The organism is Streptomyces sp. NPDC093094, assembly GCF_044754345.1.
Lineage (GTDB): Bacteria > Actinomycetota > Actinomycetes > Streptomycetales > Streptomycetaceae > Streptomyces.
Genome location: NZ_JBIVOX010000011.1, coordinates 183,606 through 201,568, shown reverse-complemented (window position 1 = coordinate 201,568; position 17,963 = coordinate 183,606). Strand labels below are relative to the sequence as shown.

14 protein-coding genes are annotated in these 17,963 nt (G+C 71.2%); 13 read left to right on the top strand and 1 reads right to left on the bottom strand.

The window, feature by feature from the left end; all coding sequences use genetic code 11:
- Window positions 1-24: 24 nt before the first annotated feature.
- The 13 genes from ACIQGV_RS24540 to ACIQGV_RS24480 all read left to right on the top strand — a co-directional run bounded on the left by ACIQGV_RS24540 (window position 25) and on the right by ACIQGV_RS24480 (window position 14,216).
- Window positions 25-1,680, top strand: coding sequence for a UDP-N-acetylmuramoyl-L-alanyl-D-glutamate--2,6-diaminopimelate ligase (locus tag ACIQGV_RS24540; protein WP_402497407.1), 1,656 nt, complete (start codon window positions 25-27; stop codon window positions 1,678-1,680).
- A 4-nt stretch (window positions 1,681-1,684) separates the two neighbouring features.
- The gene (gene murF / locus ACIQGV_RS24535; protein ID WP_402497405.1) at window positions 1,685-3,100 is read left to right on the top strand and encodes a UDP-N-acetylmuramoyl-tripeptide--D-alanyl-D-alanine ligase; all 1,416 of its coding nucleotides are present in this window, start codon (window positions 1,685-1,687) and stop codon (window positions 3,098-3,100) included.
- The gene (gene mraY / locus ACIQGV_RS24530) at window positions 3,100-4,170 is read left to right on the top strand and encodes a phospho-N-acetylmuramoyl-pentapeptide-transferase (protein WP_402497638.1); all 1,071 of its coding nucleotides are present in this window, start codon (window positions 3,100-3,102) and stop codon (window positions 4,168-4,170) included. The genes murF and mraY overlap by 1 nt, the downstream gene beginning before the upstream one ends.
- Window positions 4,152-5,570, top strand: a complete 1,419-nt coding sequence (murD, locus tag ACIQGV_RS24525) for a UDP-N-acetylmuramoyl-L-alanine--D-glutamate ligase (protein ID WP_402497402.1) — start codon at window positions 4,152-4,154, stop codon at window positions 5,568-5,570. The genes mraY and murD overlap by 19 nt, the downstream gene beginning before the upstream one ends.
- A gap of 17 nt (window positions 5,571-5,587) precedes the next feature.
- Window positions 5,588-6,961, top strand: a complete 1,374-nt coding sequence (gene ftsW, locus ACIQGV_RS24520) for a putative lipid II flippase FtsW (protein ID WP_402497400.1) — start codon at window positions 5,588-5,590, stop codon at window positions 6,959-6,961.
- 6 nt (window positions 6,962-6,967) lie between these two features.
- The gene (gene murG, locus ACIQGV_RS24515; protein ID WP_402497398.1) at window positions 6,968-8,065 is read left to right on the top strand and encodes an undecaprenyldiphospho-muramoylpentapeptide beta-N-acetylglucosaminyltransferase; all 1,098 of its coding nucleotides are present in this window, start codon (window positions 6,968-6,970) and stop codon (window positions 8,063-8,065) included.
- 35 nt (window positions 8,066-8,100) lie between these two features.
- Window positions 8,101-8,892 carry a cell division protein FtsQ/DivIB gene (locus ACIQGV_RS24510; RefSeq protein ID WP_402497395.1) on the top strand — a complete coding sequence of 264 codons (792 nt, stop codon included), beginning with the start codon at window positions 8,101-8,103 and terminating at the stop codon, window positions 8,890-8,892.
- Window positions 8,893-9,182: 290 nt separating this feature from the next.
- Complete coding sequence (gene ftsZ / locus ACIQGV_RS24505; RefSeq protein ID WP_402497393.1) at window positions 9,183-10,373, top strand: cell division protein FtsZ; 1,191 nt, start codon at window positions 9,183-9,185, stop codon at window positions 10,371-10,373.
- Window positions 10,370-11,101 (top strand): peptidoglycan editing factor PgeF, encoded by a 732-nt coding sequence (gene pgeF / locus ACIQGV_RS24500; RefSeq protein ID WP_402497391.1) that lies wholly within the window; start codon window positions 10,370-10,372, stop codon window positions 11,099-11,101. The genes ftsZ and pgeF overlap by 4 nt, the downstream gene beginning before the upstream one ends.
- Window positions 11,102-11,106: 5 nt before the next feature.
- The gene (locus ACIQGV_RS24495) at window positions 11,107-11,826 is read left to right on the top strand and encodes a YggS family pyridoxal phosphate-dependent enzyme (RefSeq protein WP_402497637.1); all 720 of its coding nucleotides are present in this window, start codon (window positions 11,107-11,109) and stop codon (window positions 11,824-11,826) included.
- Window positions 11,827-11,954: 128 nt separating this feature from the next.
- Window positions 11,955-12,596: a cell division protein SepF gene (locus ACIQGV_RS24490; RefSeq protein ID WP_402497634.1), complete on the top strand. Its 642-nt coding sequence runs from the start codon at window positions 11,955-11,957 to the stop codon at window positions 12,594-12,596.
- 59 nt (window positions 12,597-12,655) lie between these two features.
- A complete protein-coding gene (locus tag ACIQGV_RS24485; protein WP_004001943.1) occupies window positions 12,656-12,943 on the top strand; it encodes a YggT family protein in 288 nt (95 codons plus the stop codon).
- 55 nt (window positions 12,944-12,998) lie between these two features.
- Window positions 12,999-14,216 carry a DivIVA domain-containing protein gene (locus ACIQGV_RS24480; protein WP_402497388.1) on the top strand — a complete coding sequence of 406 codons (1,218 nt, stop codon included), beginning with the start codon at window positions 12,999-13,001 and terminating at the stop codon, window positions 14,214-14,216.
- A 360-nt stretch (window positions 14,217-14,576) separates the two neighbouring features.
- Here ACIQGV_RS24480 and ileS read toward each other — a convergent pair whose 3' ends face one another.
- Window positions 14,577-17,729 carry an isoleucine--tRNA ligase gene (gene ileS / locus ACIQGV_RS24475; RefSeq protein WP_402497386.1) on the bottom strand — a complete coding sequence of 1,051 codons (3,153 nt, stop codon included), beginning with the start codon at window positions 17,727-17,729 and terminating at the stop codon, window positions 14,577-14,579.
- Between the last annotated feature and the right edge of the window lie 234 nt (window positions 17,730-17,963).

The following is a 17,963-nucleotide window of genomic DNA, read 5'->3' as shown; positions in this document are numbered from 1 at the left end:
GCCATGACAGCCAGGAACGAGCTCGTGACAACGATCACCCCCGACCCCGGGAACCAGAACACCCCCCGCCCCTCGCTTCGCCCCGGAGCGGGTGAGCCCGGTACGCTCACCGCCGTGCCACACGCTGATCAGTCCCGAACCACCCAGAAGGGCGCTCCCGTGACATACCCGGGACCGCCGCGACCGGCCCGGGTGCCCGCCACACCCCTCGCGGAACTCGCCGGCCGGCTGGGCGTCACCGCCCCCGGGGGAGCCGCCGGGGTCACGGGCATCACCCATGACTCACGCGCCGTCCGCCCCGGCGACCTGTACGCCGCGCTGCCCGGCGCCCGTGTCCACGGCGCCGACTTCGTCGCGCAGGCGGCGGGCCTGGGCGCCGCGGCCGTGCTGACCGACCCGGCGGGCGCCGAGCGCGCCGCGGCCACGGGACTGCCCGTGCTGGTGGTGGACGACCCGCGGGCCCGGATGGGCGGGCTGGCCGCCGAGATCTACGGCCGGCCCGGTGAGGCCCTGCTGCAGATCGGCATCACGGGCACCTCCGGCAAGACCACCACCGCCTATCTCGTCGAGGGCGGACTGCGGACCTCCCGCAGCAGCGGTCTGATCGGCACGGTCGAGATGCGCATCGGCGACGAGCGCATCAAGTCCGAGCGCACCACCCCCGAGGCCACCGACCTCCAGGCCCTGTTCGCGGTCATGCGCGAACGCGGCGTCGAGGCGGTCGCCATGGAGGTCTCCAGCCACGCCCTGGTGCTCGGCCGGGTCGACGGCTGCGTCTTCGACGTCGCCGTCTTCACCAACCTCAGCCCGGAGCACATGGAGTTCCACTCCGGCATGGAGGACTACTTCCGGGCCAAGGCGCAGCTGTTCACGCCGGAGCGCAGCAGGCTCGGCGTGGTCAACCTCGACGACGAGCACGGCCGCAGGCTCGCGCGGGAGGCGACCGTGCCGGTCGTGACCTTCTCCGCGGAGGGCCACCCCGACGCCGACTGGCGTGCCGAGGGCGTCGAGATCGGTCCGATGGACTCGACGTTCACGGTGCTCGGCCCGGACGGCGAGCGCGTTTCCGCCAGGTCGCCGCTGCCCGGCCCGTTCAACGTGGCCAACACCCTCGCCGCGATCGTCGCCCTGGCCGCCGCCGGCCTCGACGCGCAGACCGCCGCCGACGGTGTCGCCGCGGTGCCGGGCGTGCCCGGCCGGCTGGAGCGGGTGGACGCGGGCCAGACCTACCTGGCGGTCGTGGACTACGCCCACAAGACCGACGCCGTCGAGTCGGTGCTCAAGGCGCTGCGCAAGGTCACCAAGGGCCGGCTGCACGTCGTCCTCGGCTGCGGCGGCGACCGTGACACCACCAAGCGCGCCCCGATGGGCGCCGCCGCGGCCCGGTTCTCCGACACGGCCGTGCTGACCTCCGACAACCCCCGCTCCGAGGACCCCCTCGCGATCCTGGCGGCCATGCTGGAGGGCGCGGCGTCCGTGCCGGCCCACGAGCGCGGCGAGGTGCTCCTCTTCGAGGACCGCGCGGCCGCGATCGCCGCCGCCGTCCAGCGCGCGCACCCCGGTGACACCGTGCTCGTCGCGGGCAAGGGCCACGAGCAGGGCCAGGACATCGCCGGCGTGGTCCGTCCCTTCGACGACCGCCAGGTGCTTCGCGAAGCTATCCAGAAGACCCAGGGATGAACTTGTGATCGCCCTCTCTCTCGCCGAGATCGCAGAAGTCGTCGGCGGGCAGACGTACGACATACCGGATCCGGCCGCGCAGGTCACCGGGCCGGTCGTCCGGGACTCCCGTGAGGTGGTGCCCGGCTGTCTGTTCGTCGCCTTCGTCGGCGAACGCGTCGACGGCCACGACTTCGCAGCCGCCGTCGTCGAGGCGGGCGCGGCGGCCGTACTGGCCTCCCGGCCGGTCGGGGTGCCCGCCGTCGTCGTCGACGACGTGCAGGCCGCGCTCGGCGCCCTCGCCCGTCATGTCGTCACCCGTCTCGGCGCCACCCTCGTGGCCCTGACCGGTTCCGCCGGCAAGACCAGCACCAAGGACCTGATCGCCCAGGTGCTCCAGCACCGGGCGCCGACCGTGTGGACGCCGGGCTCGCTCAACAACGAGATCGGACTTCCGCTGACGGCGCTGTCCGCCACCGAGGAGACGAAGTTCCTCGTGCTGGAGATGGGCGCCCGCGGCATCGGCCACATCCGCTACCTCGCCGGCCTGACGCCCCCGCGGATCGGGCTCGTGCTGAACGTCGGCACCGCCCACATCGGCGAGTTCGGCGGCCGCGAGCAGATCGCCCGGGCGAAGGGCGAACTCGTGGAGGCGCTCCCCGCGGCCGAGGACGGCGGCGTGGCGGTCCTCAACGCGGACGACCCGCTGGTACGGACCATGGCTTCCCGTACGAAGGCGAAGGTGGTCCTCTTCGGCGAGACCGACGAAGCGGACGTACGCGCCGAGAACGTACGACTCACGGACAGCGGGCAGCCCTCCTTCACCCTTCACACACCCTCCGGGTGCAGCGATGTGACCATGCGCCTGTACGGTGAGCATCACGTGTCGAACGCGCTCGCCGCGGCCGCCGTCGCCCATGAGCTGGGCATGTCCGCGGAAGAGATCGCCACCGCGCTCTCCGGGGCGGGCACCCTCTCCCGCTGGCGGATGGAGGTCACCGAGCGCCCGGACGGCGTGACGATCGTCAACGACGCCTACAACGCGAACCCCGAGTCCATGCGAGCGGCCCTGCGTGCGCTGGCGGCGATGGGCAAGGGGCGTCGTACGTGGGCGGTGCTCGGCAAGATGGCCGAGCTCGGGGACGAGGCGCTCGCCGAGCACGACGCGGTCGGACGGCTCGCCGTCCGGCTCAACGTCAGCAAGCTCGTCGCGGTCGGGGGCAGGGAAGCCTCCTGGCTGCAACTGGGCGCATATAACGAGGGTTCGTGGGGTGAGGAGTCGGTGCACGTGTCCGACGCACAGGCGGCGGTCGACCTGTTGCGCAGCGAGTTGCGCCCGGGGGACGTCGTCCTCGTGAAGGCGTCCCGTTCGGTCGGCCTCGAGAGCGTTGCCCAGGCGCTGATCGAGTCCGGTGCCGAGGGTGAGGTCGCCGCCCGATGATGAAGCAGATCCTGTTCGCCGGCGTCATCGGCCTGTTCCTGACGCTGGTCGGCACGCCGCTGCTGATCAAGCTGCTGGCCCGCAAGGGGTACGGCCAGTACATCCGTGACGACGGTCCGCGCGAGCACGCCAGCAAGCGCGGTACGCCGACCATGGGCGGTATCGCCTTCATCCTGGCCACGGTCGCCGCGTACTTCCTGTCCAAGATCATCACCGGCTACTCGGTGACCTTCTCGGGTCTTCTGGTGCTCGGCCTGATGGTCGGCATGGGCCTGGTCGGCTTCCTGGACGACTACATCAAGATCGTCAAACGGCGTTCGCTGGGTCTGCGGGCCAAGGCGAAGATGGCCGGCCAGCTGATCGTCGGTGTCGGCTTCGCCGTGCTGTCGCTCCAGTTCGCCGACAACCGCGGCAACGCCCCGGCCTCCACCAAGCTGTCGTTCATCACCGACTTCGGCTGGACCATCGGCCCGGTGCTGTTCGTGCTCTGGGCGCTGTTCATGATCCTCGCCATGTCCAACGGCGTGAACCTGACCGACGGTCTGGACGGCCTGGCCACCGGCGCCTCGGTGCTCGTCTTCGGCGCCTACACCTTCATCGGCGTCTGGCAGTTCCAGGAGTCCTGCGCCAACGCGCAGACGCTCACCAACCCGGGCGCCTGCTACGAGGTGCGCGACCCGCTCGACCTCGCGGTGGTCGCCTCCGCGCTGATGGGCGCCTGCCTCGGCTTCCTGTGGTGGAACACCTCGCCGGCCAAGATCTTCATGGGCGACACCGGTTCGCTGGCGCTCGGCGGTGTCCTCGCGGGCCTTGCCATCTGCTCGCGCACCGAGCTGCTGATCGCCATCCTCGGCGGTCTGTTCGTGCTGATCACCATGTCGGTGGTCATCCAGGTCGGCTCCTTCCGCCTGACGGGCAAGCGCGTCTTCCGGATGGCGCCGCTCCAGCACCACTTCGAACTCAAGGGCTGGTCCGAGGTCCTCGTGGTGGTCCGTTTCTGGATCATCCAGGGCATCTGTGTGATCGTCGGACTGGGCCTCTTCTACGCGGGATGGGCAGCGGACAAGTGACCGACTGGCAGGGGAAGAACGTCACCGTCGCCGGACTCGGCGTCTCCGGCGTCCCGGCGGCCAAGGTGCTGCACGGGCTCGGTGCGAAGGTCACCGTCGTCAACGACGGCGACGACGACCGGGCCCGCGCCCAGGCCGCCGGACTCCGGGCGCTGGGCGTCACCGTGCGCCTCGGTGACGGGGCGACCCTGCCCGAGGGCACCGAGCTGATCGTCACCGCCCCCGGCTGGCAGCCGGACAAGCCGCTGTTCGCGGCGGCCCACGAGGCCGGGGTCGAGATCTGGGGCGACGTCGAGCTGGCCTGGCGGCTGCGCGGTCCCGACGCGGCCCCCTGGCTGTGCGTCACGGGCACCAACGGCAAGACCACCACCACGCAGATGCTCGCCTCCGTCCTGAAGGCGGCGGGCCTGCGCACGGCGGCCGTCGGCAACATCGGCGTCTCGCTGCTCGACGCGGTCCTCGGCGAGGAGCCCTACGACGTCCTCGCCGTGGAGCTGTCGAGCTACCAGCTGCACTGGGCGCCCTCCCTGCGCGCCCACTCCGCGGCCGTCCTCAACCTCGCCCCGGACCACCTCGACTGGCACGGCTCCATGGAGGCGTACGCGCGCGACAAGGGCCGGGTCTACGAGGGCAACCGGGTCGCCTGCGTCTACAACGTCGCCGACAAGGCCACCGAGGACCTGGTGCGCGAGGCGGACGTCGAGGAGGGCTGCCGGGCGATCGGCTTCACCCTCGGCACCCCCGGTCCCTCCCAACTCGGTGTGGTGGACGGCATCCTGGTCGACCGCGCCTTCGTCGAGAACCGGCACAAGAACGCCCAGGAGCTCGCCGAGGTCTCCGACGTGAACCCGCCGGCCCCGCACAACATCGCCAACGCCCTTGCCGCGGCGGCCCTCGCGCGCGCCTTCGGGGTGCCCGCCACGGCCGTACGGGACGGGCTGCGGGCCTTCACCCCGGACGCCCACCGCATCGCGCATGTGGCGGACGTGGACGGGGTGGCCTACGTGGACGACTCCAAGGCGACCAACACGCACGCCGCCCAGGCGTCGTTGGCGGCCTACGACCCCATCGTGTGGATCGCCGGCGGACTCGCCAAGGGCGCCACCTTCGACGAACTGGTCGCGGCGTCGGCGAAGCGGCTGCGGGGCGTCGTCCTGATCGGTGCCGATCGGGCGCTGATCCGCGAGGCCCTCGCGCGACACGCCCCGGAAGTACCCGTCGTCGACCTCGACCGGACCGACACTGGGGCGATGCTCCAGGCCGTCCAGGAGGCCCGGCGGCTCGCACAGCCGGGCGACACCGTACTGCTGGCCCCCGCCTGCGCCTCCATGGACATGTTCGCCAACTACAACAAGCGCGGTGACGCGTTCGCGGAGGCGGTTCGCGAACTCGGCTCCTGACCGACGCGGAGGCGCTGATGCCCAGTAGCCGTACCGGCCGCCGGCCGCCCGTCCAGCGCGCGGCCGTGCGGCCCGCCGCCCGCTCCCCGCGCGACAACCCCGTCCTACGGCTCCACGCCCGTGCCCGCCGGGCCTGGGACCGGCCGCTGACGGCGTACTACCTGATCCTCGGCGGCAGCCTGCTGATCATCGTGCTGGGTCTGGTGATGGTCTACTCGGCCTCCCAGATCAAGGCGCTCCAGATGTCCCTGGGCGGCTCCTACTTCTTCCGCAAACAGCTCCTGGCCGCCGCGATCGGCGCCGGACTGCTGTTCGCGGCCTCCCGCATGCCCGTGAAGCTGCATCGCGCGCTGGCCTACCCGATCCTGGCCGGCGCGGTCTTCCTGATGGCACTGGTACAGGTGCCCGGGATAGGGATGTCGGTCAACGGCAACCAGAACTGGCTCTCCATCGGCGGTCCCTTCCAGCTCCAGCCCAGCGAGTTCGGCAAGCTCGCGCTCGTGCTGTGGGGAGCCGACCTGCTCGCCCGCAAACAGGACAAGAAGCTGCTCACGCAGTGGAAGCACATGCTGGTGCCGCTGGTCCCGGTGGCCTTCCTGGTGCTCGGGCTGATCATGCTCGGCGGCGACATGGGCACCGCGATCATCCTGACCGCGATCCTGTTCGGCCTGCTGTGGCTGGCCGGCGCGCCGACCCGGCTGTTCGCCGGGGTGCTGTCGGTGGCCGCCCTGATCGGCGTGGTCCTCATCAGGTCCAGTGCCAACCGCATGGCGCGGCTGTCCTGCATCGGCGCCACCGAGCCGCAGAGCGGCCCCGTCGACTGCTGGCAGGCGGTGCACGGCATCTACGCCCTCGCCTCCGGCGGAATCTTCGGATCCGGACTCGGTGCGAGCGTGGAGAAATGGGGCCAACTCCCCGAAGCGCACACCGATTTCATCTTCGCCGTCACCGGTGAGGAGCTGGGCCTGGCAGGGACGCTGTCGGTGCTCGCCCTCTTCGCCGCTCTAGGCTATGCGGGCATCCGCGTGGCCGGACGCACGGAGGACCCCTTCGTGAGGTACGCCGCGGGAGGTGTGACCACCTGGATCACGGCCCAGGCCGTGATCAACATCGGTGCGGTGCTCGGCCTGCTGCCGATCGCCGGTGTCCCCCTCCCGCTGTTCTCCTACGGTGGGTCCGCCCTGCTGCCGACCATGTTCGCCATCGGGCTGCTGATCGCTTTCGCGCGGGAGGAGCCCGCTGCGCGGGCGGCGCTTGCGATGCGGCAACCTCGCTTTGGTAGAAAGCGGGGTACGGGGGTCTCCGGGTCCGATGTCCCTGGACGCAGGAGTCCCCGGAGATGGAACACGATGCGACGGCGCGCGCCCGCGCGCTCGTCCGGAGAGCGGTGAATTTCGGTGCATGTCGTACTCGCCGGTGGGGGGACCGCCGGCCACATCGAGCCCGCGCTCGCCCTCGCGGACGCCCTGCGCAGGCAGGACCCGACCACGGGGATCACGGCCCTCGGCACGGAGCGGGGCCTGGAGACCCGCCTCGTCCCGGAGCGCGGCTACGATCTCGCGCTGATCCCGGCCGTGCCGCTGCCCCGCAAGCCCACGCCGGAGCTGATCACCGTTCCGGGCCGGCTGCGCGGCACGATCAAGGCCGCCGAGCAGATCCTGGAGCGCACCAAGGCGGACTGTGTCGTCGGCTTCGGCGGCTATGTGGCGCTGCCCGGCTATCTGGCCGCCAAACGGCTCGGTGTGCCGATCGTCATCCACGAGGCGAACGCCCGGCCGGGCCTGGCCAACAAGATCGGCTCGCGCTACGCCTCCCAGGTCGCCGTCTCCACCCCGGACAGCAAGCTGCGCGGTGCCCGCTACATCGGCATCCCGCTGCGCCGCTCCATCGCCACCCTGGACCGGGCCGCGGTGCGCCCCGAGGCCCGGGCCGCCTTCGGGCTCGACCCGAACCTGCCGACGCTGCTGGTCTCCGGCGGCTCGCAGGGCGCGCGCCGGCTGAACGAGGTCGTCCAGCAGGTCGCCCCGTGGCTCCAGCAGGCGGGCATCCAGATCCTGCACGCGGTCGGCCCGAAGAACGAACTGCCGCAGGTCCAGCAGATGCCGGGAATGCCCCCGTACATCCCGGTACCGTACGTGGACCGGATGGATCTCGCGTACGCCGCGGCCGACATGATGCTCTGCCGCGCGGGCGCGATGACCGTCGCCGAACTCTCCGCCGTCGGGCTCCCGGCCGCCTACGTCCCGCTGCCCATCGGCAACGGCGAGCAGCGGCTGAACGCCCAGCCGGTGGTCAAGGCCGGCGGCGGCCTGCTGGTCGACGACGCGGAGCTCACCCCCGAGTGGGTCCAGCAGAACGTGCTGCCCGTGCTCGCCGACCCGCACCGGCTGTACCAGATGTCCCGCGCCGCCGGTGAGTTCGGCCGGCGCGACGCCGACGACCTGCTCGTCGGCATGGTGTACGAGGCGATCGCCGCCCGCCGTGCACAGTCGTAGGAACCGTATGCACATGTAGGCGAAAGGCAGGGAGCGTGGCCGGAACGACCGCCGCCGAGCGCGGTGACCGTCAGCGGGAGTCGTCCGGCCCGCCCCCCGCCCGGCGGTTCGCCCGGCGCCGTCTGCGCCTCGTCCTCGCCCTCGCGGCCCTCGTGCTGGTCTCGGCGGGCGGCGTCTGGCTGCTGTACGGCTCCCCGTGGCTGCGCGCGCAGAAGGTCGCCGTCTCCGGCACCCGGGTGCTCGCGCCGGAGCGGGTGCGTGCGGTGGCCGACGTGCCGGTCGGGGACCCGCTCGTCTCGGTCGACACCGGCGCCGTCGCGTCGCGGCTGCGCCGCGAACTGCCCCGGATCGACACGGTTGATGTGGTCCGTTCCTGGCCGGACGGAATCAGCCTGAAAGTAGTGGAACGCACTCCGGTTCTTCTGGTCGAAAAGGGCGGAAAGTTTATCGAAGTGGACGATGAGGGCGTCCGTTTCGCTACGGTTTCCAAGGCTCCGCGGGGAATTCCGCTTCTGGAATTGGCCGTCTCCCGGTCCAGTTCGGCCGCCGCCAGTCTGCGCCGCTTCGGTGAGCCGCGGCTGGTGCGCGAGGCGGTCCGGGTGGCCGGTGCCGTCCCGGACGAGGTCGCCCGCGACACCCGGGTGGTCAAGGTGCGCTCCTACGACGCCATCTCGCTGGAGCTGAGCGGCGGCCGCACGGTCGCCTGGGGCAGCTCCGAGAAGGGCCGCGCGAAGGCCCGTACCCTCACCGCTCTCATGAAAGCGGCCCCCGGCGCGCGGCACTTCGATGTGAGCGTCCCCACGGCGCCCGCGTCATCGGGGAGTTGACGTGCATCGGCGCAGGCCAGCACCCTGGTTGGGCAGCGCTACGGCTGATCACATAGGGTGAAAAGAAAAACGGGAGGTTCGGCGTGTTCGTTGAACGCGCGCCACTTGTCGACTTAGTGTCTCGTTCAGAAGACTTCAAGGAACAGACATACTGGTAACCCTAAACTTCAGGGTTAGGGTTCGGGTCGGCGAAACGGACCGTCCCACATTCGGCATCAGTCGTCTGACCGCGGGGCGCAGCGCGTACCGGCGATCCGTCGACACGTAACTCGAGGCGAGAGGCCTTCGACGTGGCAGCACCGCAGAACTACCTCGCAGTCATCAAAGTCATCGGTGTCGGCGGCGGTGGTGTCAATGCCATCAACCGGATGATCGAGGTCGGTCTCAAGGGCGTCGAGTTCATCGCCATCAACACCGACGCGCAGGCGCTGTTGATGAGCGACGCCGACGTCAAGCTCGACGTCGGCCGCGAACTCACCCGCGGACTCGGCGCCGGCGCCAACCCGGCCGTCGGCCGCAAGGCCGCCGAGGACCACCGCGAGGAGATCGAGGAGGTCCTCAAGGGGGCCGACATGGTCTTCGTGACCGCCGGTGAAGGCGGCGGCACCGGCACCGGCGGCGCGCCCGTCGTGGCCAACATCGCCCGCTCCCTGGGCGCCCTCACCATCGGCGTGGTCACCCGCCCCTTCACCTTCGAGGGCCGGCGCCGCGCCAACCAGGCCGAGGACGGCATCGCGGAACTCCGCGAAGAGGTCGACACCCTCATCGTCATCCCCAACGACCGGCTGCTGTCCATCTCGGACCGCCAGGTCTCCGTCCTGGACGCCTTCAAGTCGGCCGACCAGGTCCTGCTCTCCGGCGTCCAGGGCATCACCGACCTCATCACCACGCCCGGTCTGATCAACCTGGACTTCGCCGACGTCAAGTCGGTCATGTCCGAGGCCGGCTCGGCGCTGATGGGCATCGGCTCGGCCCGCGGCGACGACCGCGCGGTGGCCGCGGCCGAGATGGCCATCTCCTCGCCGCTGCTGGAGGCGTCCATCGACGGCGCCCGCGGCGTGCTGCTGTCCATCTCCGGCGGTTCCGACCTCGGCCTGTTCGAGATCAACGAGGCCGCCCAGCTGGTCAGCGAGGCCGCCCACCCCGAGGCCAACATCATCTTCGGCGCGGTCATCGACGACGCCCTCGGCGACGAGGTCCGGGTCACCGTCATCGCGGCCGGCTTCGACGGCGGCCAGCCGCCCGCCCGCCGGGACAACGTCCTCGGCAGCTCCTCGGCCAAGCGCGAGGAGCCGGCGCCGGTCCGGCAGACGGAGACCCGTCCGAGCTTCGGCTCGCTCGGCAGCGTCACGCCGAAGGAGGAGCCGGAGCCCGCCCCCGAGCCGGTGGCCGACATCCCGGTCGCCCCGCCGGTCCCGCCGTCGCGGAGCTACTCGGACAGCGCGGCCGAGGAACTGGACGTGCCGGACTTCCTCAAGTGATAGGACAGCGCGAGAGCGTGAGCGGCGCGCACTTCGCCTTCACCGACAGGTGGGGCGGGGTGAGCGCCGCTCCGTATGAGGAGCTCAACCTGGGCGGCGCCGTCGGCGACGACCCGGAGTCGGTGCGCGCCAACCGGGAACTGGCCGCGAAGTCGCTGGGGCTCGACCCCGCGCGGGTCGTCTGGATGAACCAGGTGCACGGCGCCGACGTGGTCGTGGTCGACGGGCCCTGGGCCGACCGGGCCGAGATCCCCCGGGTCGACGCGGTCGTCACCGCCCGTCACGGCCTGGCACTCGCTGTCCTCACCGCCGACTGCGTGCCCGTCCTGCTCGCCGACCCGGTCGCCGGTGTCGTGGCCGCGGCCCACGCGGGCCGGCCGGGCATGATCGCCGGAGTCGTCCCCGCCGCCGTACGGGCCATGACCGGCCTCGGCGCCGACCCGGCCCGGATCGTCGCCCGCACCGGACCCTCGGTGTGCGGCCGGTGCTACGAGGTGCCGGAGGCGATGCGCGCCGAGGTGGCCGCGGTCGAACCGGCGGCGCACGCCGGGACGAGCTGGGGCACCCCCGCGGTGGACGTCGCCGCCGGTGTGCACGCGCAGCTCGACCGGCTCGGGGTCGCCGACCGGGCGCACTCGCCGGTGTGCACGCTGGAGTCGGGCGATCACTTCTCGTACCGCCGCGACCGCGTCACGGGGCGCCTCGCGAGCTACGTCTGGCTGGACTGATGGGCATGAAGGACCGTAGGGACGAACTCGCCGCGAACCTGGCGAAAGTGGAGGAGCGTATCGCCGCGGCGTGCGCGGCCGCCGGACGCGACCGCGGCGAGGTCACGTTGATCGTGGTCACCAAGACCTATCCGGCGAGCGACGTGCGGATCCTGTCGGAGCTCGGCGTGCGTCATGTGGCGGAGAACCGGGACCAGGACGCGGCGCCGAAGGCCGCCGCATGCTCGGATCTGCCGCTCACCTGGCACTTTGTCGGTCAGTTGCAGACCAACAAGGTGCGTTCCGTGGCCGGATACGCCGGGGTCGTGCAGTCCGTGGACCGGGACCGGCTGGTGACGGCGCTCTCCCGGGAGGCCGTGCGGGCGGGGCGTGAGCTGGGATGTCTGATCCAGGTCGCGCTCGACGCGGGGGAGAGCGGGCGGGGCGAGCGGGGCGGCGTCGCGCCTCGCGGAATCGAAGAGTTGGCCGACCTCGTCGCCGGTTCCCCCGGGCTGCGGCTCGACGGTCTGATGACCGTGGCCCCGCTGACCGGGGAGTACGCCGGGCGGCAACGGGCGGCGTTCGGGCGGTTGATGGATTTGTCGACTGACCTGCGCCGAGCCCATCCGGCTGCGAACATGGTCTCTGCAGGGATGAGTGCGGACCTTGAGGAGGCCGTGGCGGCCGGGGCGACACATGTACGCGTCGGTACCGCGGTACTCGGAGTCCGCGCCGGGCTCGGGTAACGTCGCCAGGAAGTCGGACCACAGCAGAAAATATGGTCATTGCCACCGAAGGGCTGCGCAACGACCTCGTGGATCGCGGGCACTTGGCAGTCGTCACCCGATCCACCACAGAGCGGAGGACTCAGAGCATGGCCGGCGCGATGCGCAAGATGGCGGTCTACCTCGGCCTCGTGGAGGACGATGGGTACGACGGCCGGGGATTCGACCCCGACGACGACTTCGAGCCCGAACTCGACCCGGAGCCCGAACGGGATCACCGGCGGCACGAGCCGTCGCATCAGTCGCACCTCGCACATCAGCCCGAAAGGGATGAAGAGGTGCGAATCGTGCATCCGCCCGCGCCGCGCGAGCCGGTCGCCCGATCCGCTTCGCCGGTCGCGGAATCCGGCCGCCCGGCGCGCATCGCGCCCGTGGCGTCCATCACACAAGAACGTCAGAGCCTGGAGAAGAACGCGCCGGTGATCATGCCCAAGGTCGTGTCGGAACGAGAGCCTTACCGGATCACCACGTTGCACCCGCGGACCTACAACGAGGCCCGTACCATCGGGGAACACTTCCGTGAGGGCACCCCGGTGATCATGAACCTGACTGAGATGGACGACACAGACGCGAAGCGACTTGTCGACTTTGCAGCGGGTTTGGTATTTGGTCTCCACGGCAGCATCGAGCGGGTGACGCAGAAGGTGTTCCTGTTGTCGCCTGCTAACGTCGATGTCACGGCGGAGGACAAGGCCCGCATCGCAGAGGGCGGGTTCTTCAACCAGAGCTGAGACGCACCACCGGAACGAACAGCACATGACAGGGAACAGGGGAGAGGGAAGCACCAGACATGAGCGTGGTCTTGCAGGTTCTTTACATCGCGCTGATGGTGTTCCTCATCGTGCTGATCTTCCGGCTGGTCATGGACTACGTCTTCCAGTTCGCCCGCTCGTGGCAACCAGGCAAGGCGATGGTGGTCGTTCTGGAGGCCACCTACACTGTCACCGATCCACCGCTCAAGCTTCTGCGGCGGGTGATCCCGCCGTTGCGTCTCGGGGGCGTGGCGCTCGACCTGTCCTTCTTCGTACTGATGATCATCGTCTACATCCTGATCACGCTCGTGCGGAGCGCGATGTGAGCGATGTGACAGATACGGTCTTGCCGACTGCCGACGACAACGTTGAGGTGAAGAGATGCCGTTGACCCCCGAGGACGTGCGGAACAAGCAGTTCACGACCGTCCGCCTCCGAGAAGGCTATGACGAGGACGAGGTCGATGCCTTCCTCGACGAGGTCGAGGCCGAGCTGACGCGCCTGCTCCGTGAGAACGAGGACCTGCGCGCCAAACTGGCCGCGGCCACGCGCGCCGCTGCCCAGAACCAGCAGAACATGCGCAAGCCCCCGGAGCAGCAGGACGGGCCGCCCCAGGGCATGCGAGGACCCGGCGCTCCGGTGCCCGCCGGCATATCGGGCCCGCCGCAGCAGCAGATGGGTGGCCCCATGGGTGGCCCGCCCCAGCTGCCGAGCGGTGCCCCGCAGCTCCCTGCCGGTCCCAGCGGCCAGGGCCCTCAGGGTCCGGGTCCGATGGGTCAGGGCCCCATGGGCCAGGGCCCGGGTCCGATGGGCCAGGGCGGTCCGATGGGTCAGGGTCCCGGTCCGATGGGCCAGGGCGGTCCCATGGGCCAGGGTCCGATGGGTCAGGGTCCCATGGGCCAGGGCGGTCCGATGGGCCAGCCCCCCATGCCGCAGCAGATGGGCGGCCCCATGGGCGGTCCCATGGGCGGCCCCATGGGAGGTCCCGGTCAGGGCCCCGGCGGCGACAGTGCCGCCCGTGTCCTCTCGCTGGCCCAGCAGACCGCCGACCAGGCGATCGCCGAGGCCCGCTCCGAGGCCAACAAGATCGTCGGCGAGGCTCGTTCGCGTGCCGAGGGTCTGGAGCGTGACGCCCGTGCCAAGGCCGACGCCCTGGAGCGGGACGCGCAGGAGAAGCACCGTGTCGCCATGGGCTCCCTGGAGTCCGCCCGCGCCACGCTGGAACGCAAGGTCGAAGACCTGCGCGGCTTCGAGCGCGAGTACCGCACGCGCCTGAAGTCGTACCTGGAGTCGCAGCTGCGTCAGCTGGAGACCCAGGCCGACGACTCCCTGGCCCCGCCGCGGACCCCGGCGACCGCGTCGCTGCCGCCGTCCCCGGCGCCCTCCATGGCCCCGGCCGGCGCGACCGCCCCGTCGTACGGCGGCAACGCCCCGATGGGCGGCGCCCCTGCTCCGGCCGCTCCGTCCTACGGCGGTCAGCAGCAGATGTCGCCGGCGATGACCCAGCCGATGGCTCCGGTCCGCCCGCAGGGTCCCTCCCCGATGGGCCAGGCGCCGTCTCCGATGCGTGGCTTCCTCATCGACGAGGACGACAACTGACGGCCGCCACCACGCCTTAGGCGTCGGCAGCGTTTCAAGGGGCGGGCCCCGGATTCCGATCCGGGGCCCGCCCCTTTTACGCGTGTTGACACGGTCACGGGCTGTAGGCGGCGCGGAGTCGTGCCGCCTTCCGGCCCCGCCCGCGGGGCCGCGACCGGCGCCGCACCGCCCGCACCCGGCGCCGCCGAAGATGCCGCACCCGGCGCCGCCGAAGATGCCGCACCCGGCGAGGCCGAAGATGCCGCACCCGGCGAGGCCGAAGATGCCGCACCCGGCGAGGCCGAAGATGCCGCACCCGGCGAGGCCGAAGACGCCGACGGCGGCCGCCCCGTGGGGACGGCCGCCGTCGGCGGGGGTCGTCTACGCCTTGCGCAGGCGGAACGTCAGAGACAGCCCCTCGTCGCTGAACGGCGCCCCGAAGGTGTCGTCGGCCTCGCCCCGGGCGAAGTCGGTGGCGAGCACCTCGTCCGCGATCAGCCCGCTGTGCGCGGCGAGGGCCGCCTCCGTGGCGGCGTCGGTGGCGGTCCACCGCAGCGCGATCCGGTCGGCCACGTCCAGCCCGCTGTTCTTGCGGGCCTCCTGGATCAGCCGGATGGCATCCCGCGCGAGACCGGCCCGCCGCAGCTCCTCCGTGATCTCCAGGTCCAGCGCGACGGTCGCACCCGAGTCGGAGGCCACCGACCAGCCCTCGCGCGGCGTCTCGGTGATGATCACCTCGTCCGGTGCCAGGGTGACGGTCTCCCCGTCGACCTCCACCGACGCCGTGCCCTCGCGCAGCGCGAGAGACAGCGCGGCGGCGTCCGCGTTCGCGACGGCCTTCGCCACGTCCTGCACCCGCTTGCCGAACCGCTTGCCGAGCGCGCGGAAGTTGGCCTTGGCGGTCGTGTCCACCAGGGAACCGCCCACCTCGGACAGCGACGCCAGACCCTCGACGTTCAGCTCCTCGGTGATCTGCGCGTGCAGCTCGGGGTCGAGCGACTCGAAGCCGGTCGCCGCGATCAGCGCACGCCGCAGCGGCTGACGCGTCTTGACGCCCGACTCCGCACGCGTGGCACGCCCCAGCTCCACCAGGCGGCGCACCAGCACCATCTGCCTCGACAGCCCGGGGTCGATCGCGCCGAGGTCGGCCTCCGGCCAGGAGGCCAGGTGCACCGACTCCGGCGCGCCCGGGGTGACCGGCACGACCAGGTCCTGCCAGACCCGCTCGGTGATGAAGGGGGTCAGCGGCGCCATCAGCCGGGTGACCGTCTCCACGACCTCGTGCAGGGTGCGCAGCGCGGCCTTGTCGCCCTGCCAGAAGCGGCGGCGGGAGCGGCGGACGTACCAGTTGGACAGGTCGTCGACGAACGCGGACAGCAGCTTGCCGGCCCGCTGGGTGTCGTACGCCTCCAGGGCCTGGGTCACCTGGTCGGTGAGGGCGTGCAGCTCGGACAGCAGCCAGCGGTCCAGCAGCGGGCGGTCGGCCGGGGCCGGGTCGGCCCCGGACGGGGCCCAGCCGGAGGTACGGGCGTACAGCGCCTGGAAGGCCACCGTGTTCCAGTACGTGAGGAGCGTCTTGCGGACGACCTCCTGGATGGTGCCGTGGCCCACGCGGCGGGCCGCCCACGGGGAGCCGCCGGCCGCCATGAACCAGCGGACCGCGTCGGCGCCGTGCTGGTCCATGAGCGGGATCGGCTGCAGGATGTTGCCCAGGTGCTTGGACATCTTGCGGCCGTCCTCGGCGAGGATGTGGCCGAGGCAGACGACGTTCTCGTACGACGACTTGTCGAAGACCAGGGTGCCGACCGCCATGAGGGTGTAGAACCACCCGCGGGTCTGGTCGATGGCCTCGGAGATGAACTGGGCCGGGTACCGGCTCTCGAACAGCTCCTTGTTCTTGTACGGGTAGCCCCACTGCGCGAACGGCATCGAGCCCGAGTCGTACCAGGCGTCGATGACCTCGGGCACGCGCGTGGCCGTGCTGCCGCAGCTCTCCTGCGGGCAGGCGAAGGTCACGTCGTCGATGTACGGGCGGTGCGGGTCGAGCCCCGACTGGTCGGTGCCGGTCAGCTCGGTCAGCTCCGCGCGGGAGCCGACGCAGGTGAGGTGGCCCTCCTCGCAGCGCCAGACGGGCAGCGGGGTGCCCCAGTAGCGGTTGCGGGACAGCGCCCAGTCGATGTTGTTGTTCAGCCAGTCGCCGAAACGGCCGTGCTTGACCGTGTCCGGGAACCAGTTGGTCCCCTCGTTCTCCTGGATCAGCCGGTCCTTGACCGCCGTCGTGCGGATGTACCAGGAGGGCTGCGCGTAGTAGAGCAGCGCGGTGTGGCAGCGCCAGCAGTGCGGGTAGCTGTGCTCGTACGGCAGGTGCCTGAAGAGCAGGCCCCGCTGCTGGAGGTCCGCGGTGAGCTTTTCGTCGGCCTTCTTGAAGAAGATGCCGCCGACCAGGGGCACGTCCTCCTCGAAGGTGCCGTCGGGGCGGACCGGGTTCACCACGGGCAGGCCGTAGGCGCGGCAGACCTTGAGGTCGTCCTCACCGAAGGCGGGGGACTGGTGGACCAGACCCGTACCGTCCTCGGTCGTCACGTACTCGGCGTTCACCACGTAGTGCGCCGGCTCGGGGAACTCCACCAGCTCGAACGGGCGCCGGTAGGTCCAGCGCTCCATCTCGGCGCCCGTGAAGGACTCCCCGGTGGTCTCCCAGCCCTCGCCGAGGGCCTTGGCGACCAGCGGCTCGGCGACGACGATCTTCTCCGTGCCTTCGGGGCCCTTCGTCGCGACGACGTAGGTGACCTCGGGGTGGGCGGCCACGGCCGTGTTGGAGACCAGGGTCCAGGGCGTGGTCGTCCACACCAGGAGCGCGGCCTGTCCGGCGAGCGGGCCGGAGGTCAGCGGGAAGCGGACGTAGACCGAGGGGTCGACGACCGTCTCGTAGCCCTGGGCCAGCTCGTGGTCGGACAGGCCCGTGCCGCAGCGCGGGCACCAGGGGGCCACGCGGTGGTCCTGGACCAGCAGGTCCTTGTCGAAGATCTGCTTCAGCGACCACCAGACCGACTCGATGTACTCGGGGTCCATCGTGCGGTAGGCGTCGTCGAGGTCGACCCAGTAGCCCATGCGGGTCGTCAGCTCGGCGAAGGCGTCGGTGTGCCGGGTCACCGACGCACGGCACCTGGCGTTGAACTCGGCGATGCCGTACGCCTCGATGTCCTGCTTGCCGGAGAAGCCCAGCTCCTTCTCCACCGCCAGCTCCACGGGCAGGCCGTGGCAGTCCCAGCCGGCCTTGCGGGCCACGTGGTAGCCGCGCATGGTGCGGAAGCGCGGGAAGACGTCCTTGAAGACGCGCGCCTCGATGTGGTGGGCGCCGGGCATGCCGTTGGCGGTGGGCGGACCCTCGTAGAACACCCATTCGGGGCGGCCCTCGGACTGCTCCAGGGTCTTGGCGAAGATCTTCTGGTCGCGCCAGAAGTCCAGCACCGCGTGCTCCAGCGCGGGCAGGTCGACCTGGGCGGGTACCGGGCGGTACGTAGGCGATGTCATCAGCGAGCTTCCTCCGGCGGACTTGCTGCCTTCCGTCCGGAGGGACGAGAGCCTCCGCGCCGGTTTCGGCGCGCTCCCGCGGTACCACCCTCCTTGGCCCTCCGGTGCCTGGTGTGCTCCGGTGGGCCCCCTCATTGGGGTCGCGATGCCGGGTCTACCTGCCGTCGGCCTGGCGGCTGCGGCTCTCTTCCGGCGGCTCCGGGGTGATCTTCACGTCGCGCTCGCCCCCGGGCT

Bases quoted from the DNA above. Each gene is read 5' to 3' on its own strand.
- mraY (WP_402497638.1), top strand. From the start codon at position 3,100: ATGAAGCAGATCCTGTTCGCCGGCGTCATCGGCCTGTTCCTGACGCTG.
- murD (WP_402497402.1), top strand. From the start codon at position 4,152: ATGGGCAGCGGACAAGTGACCGACTGGCAGGGGAAGAACGTCACCGTC.
- ftsW (WP_402497400.1), top strand. From the start codon at position 5,588: ATGCCCAGTAGCCGTACCGGCCGCCGGCCGCCCGTCCAGCGCGCGGCC.
- ACIQGV_RS24495 (WP_402497637.1), top strand. From the start codon at position 11,107: ATGAAGGACCGTAGGGACGAACTCGCCGCGAACCTGGCGAAAGTGGAG.
- ACIQGV_RS24490 (WP_402497634.1), top strand. From the start codon at position 11,955: ATGGCCGGCGCGATGCGCAAGATGGCGGTCTACCTCGGCCTCGTGGAG.
- ACIQGV_RS24485 (WP_004001943.1), top strand. From the start codon at position 12,656: ATGAGCGTGGTCTTGCAGGTTCTTTACATCGCGCTGATGGTGTTCCTC.
- ACIQGV_RS24480 (WP_402497388.1), top strand. From the start codon at position 12,999: ATGCCGTTGACCCCCGAGGACGTGCGGAACAAGCAGTTCACGACCGTC.
- ileS (WP_402497386.1), bottom strand. From the start codon at position 17,729: ATGACATCGCCTACGTACCGCCCGGTACCCGCCCAGGTCGACCTGCCC.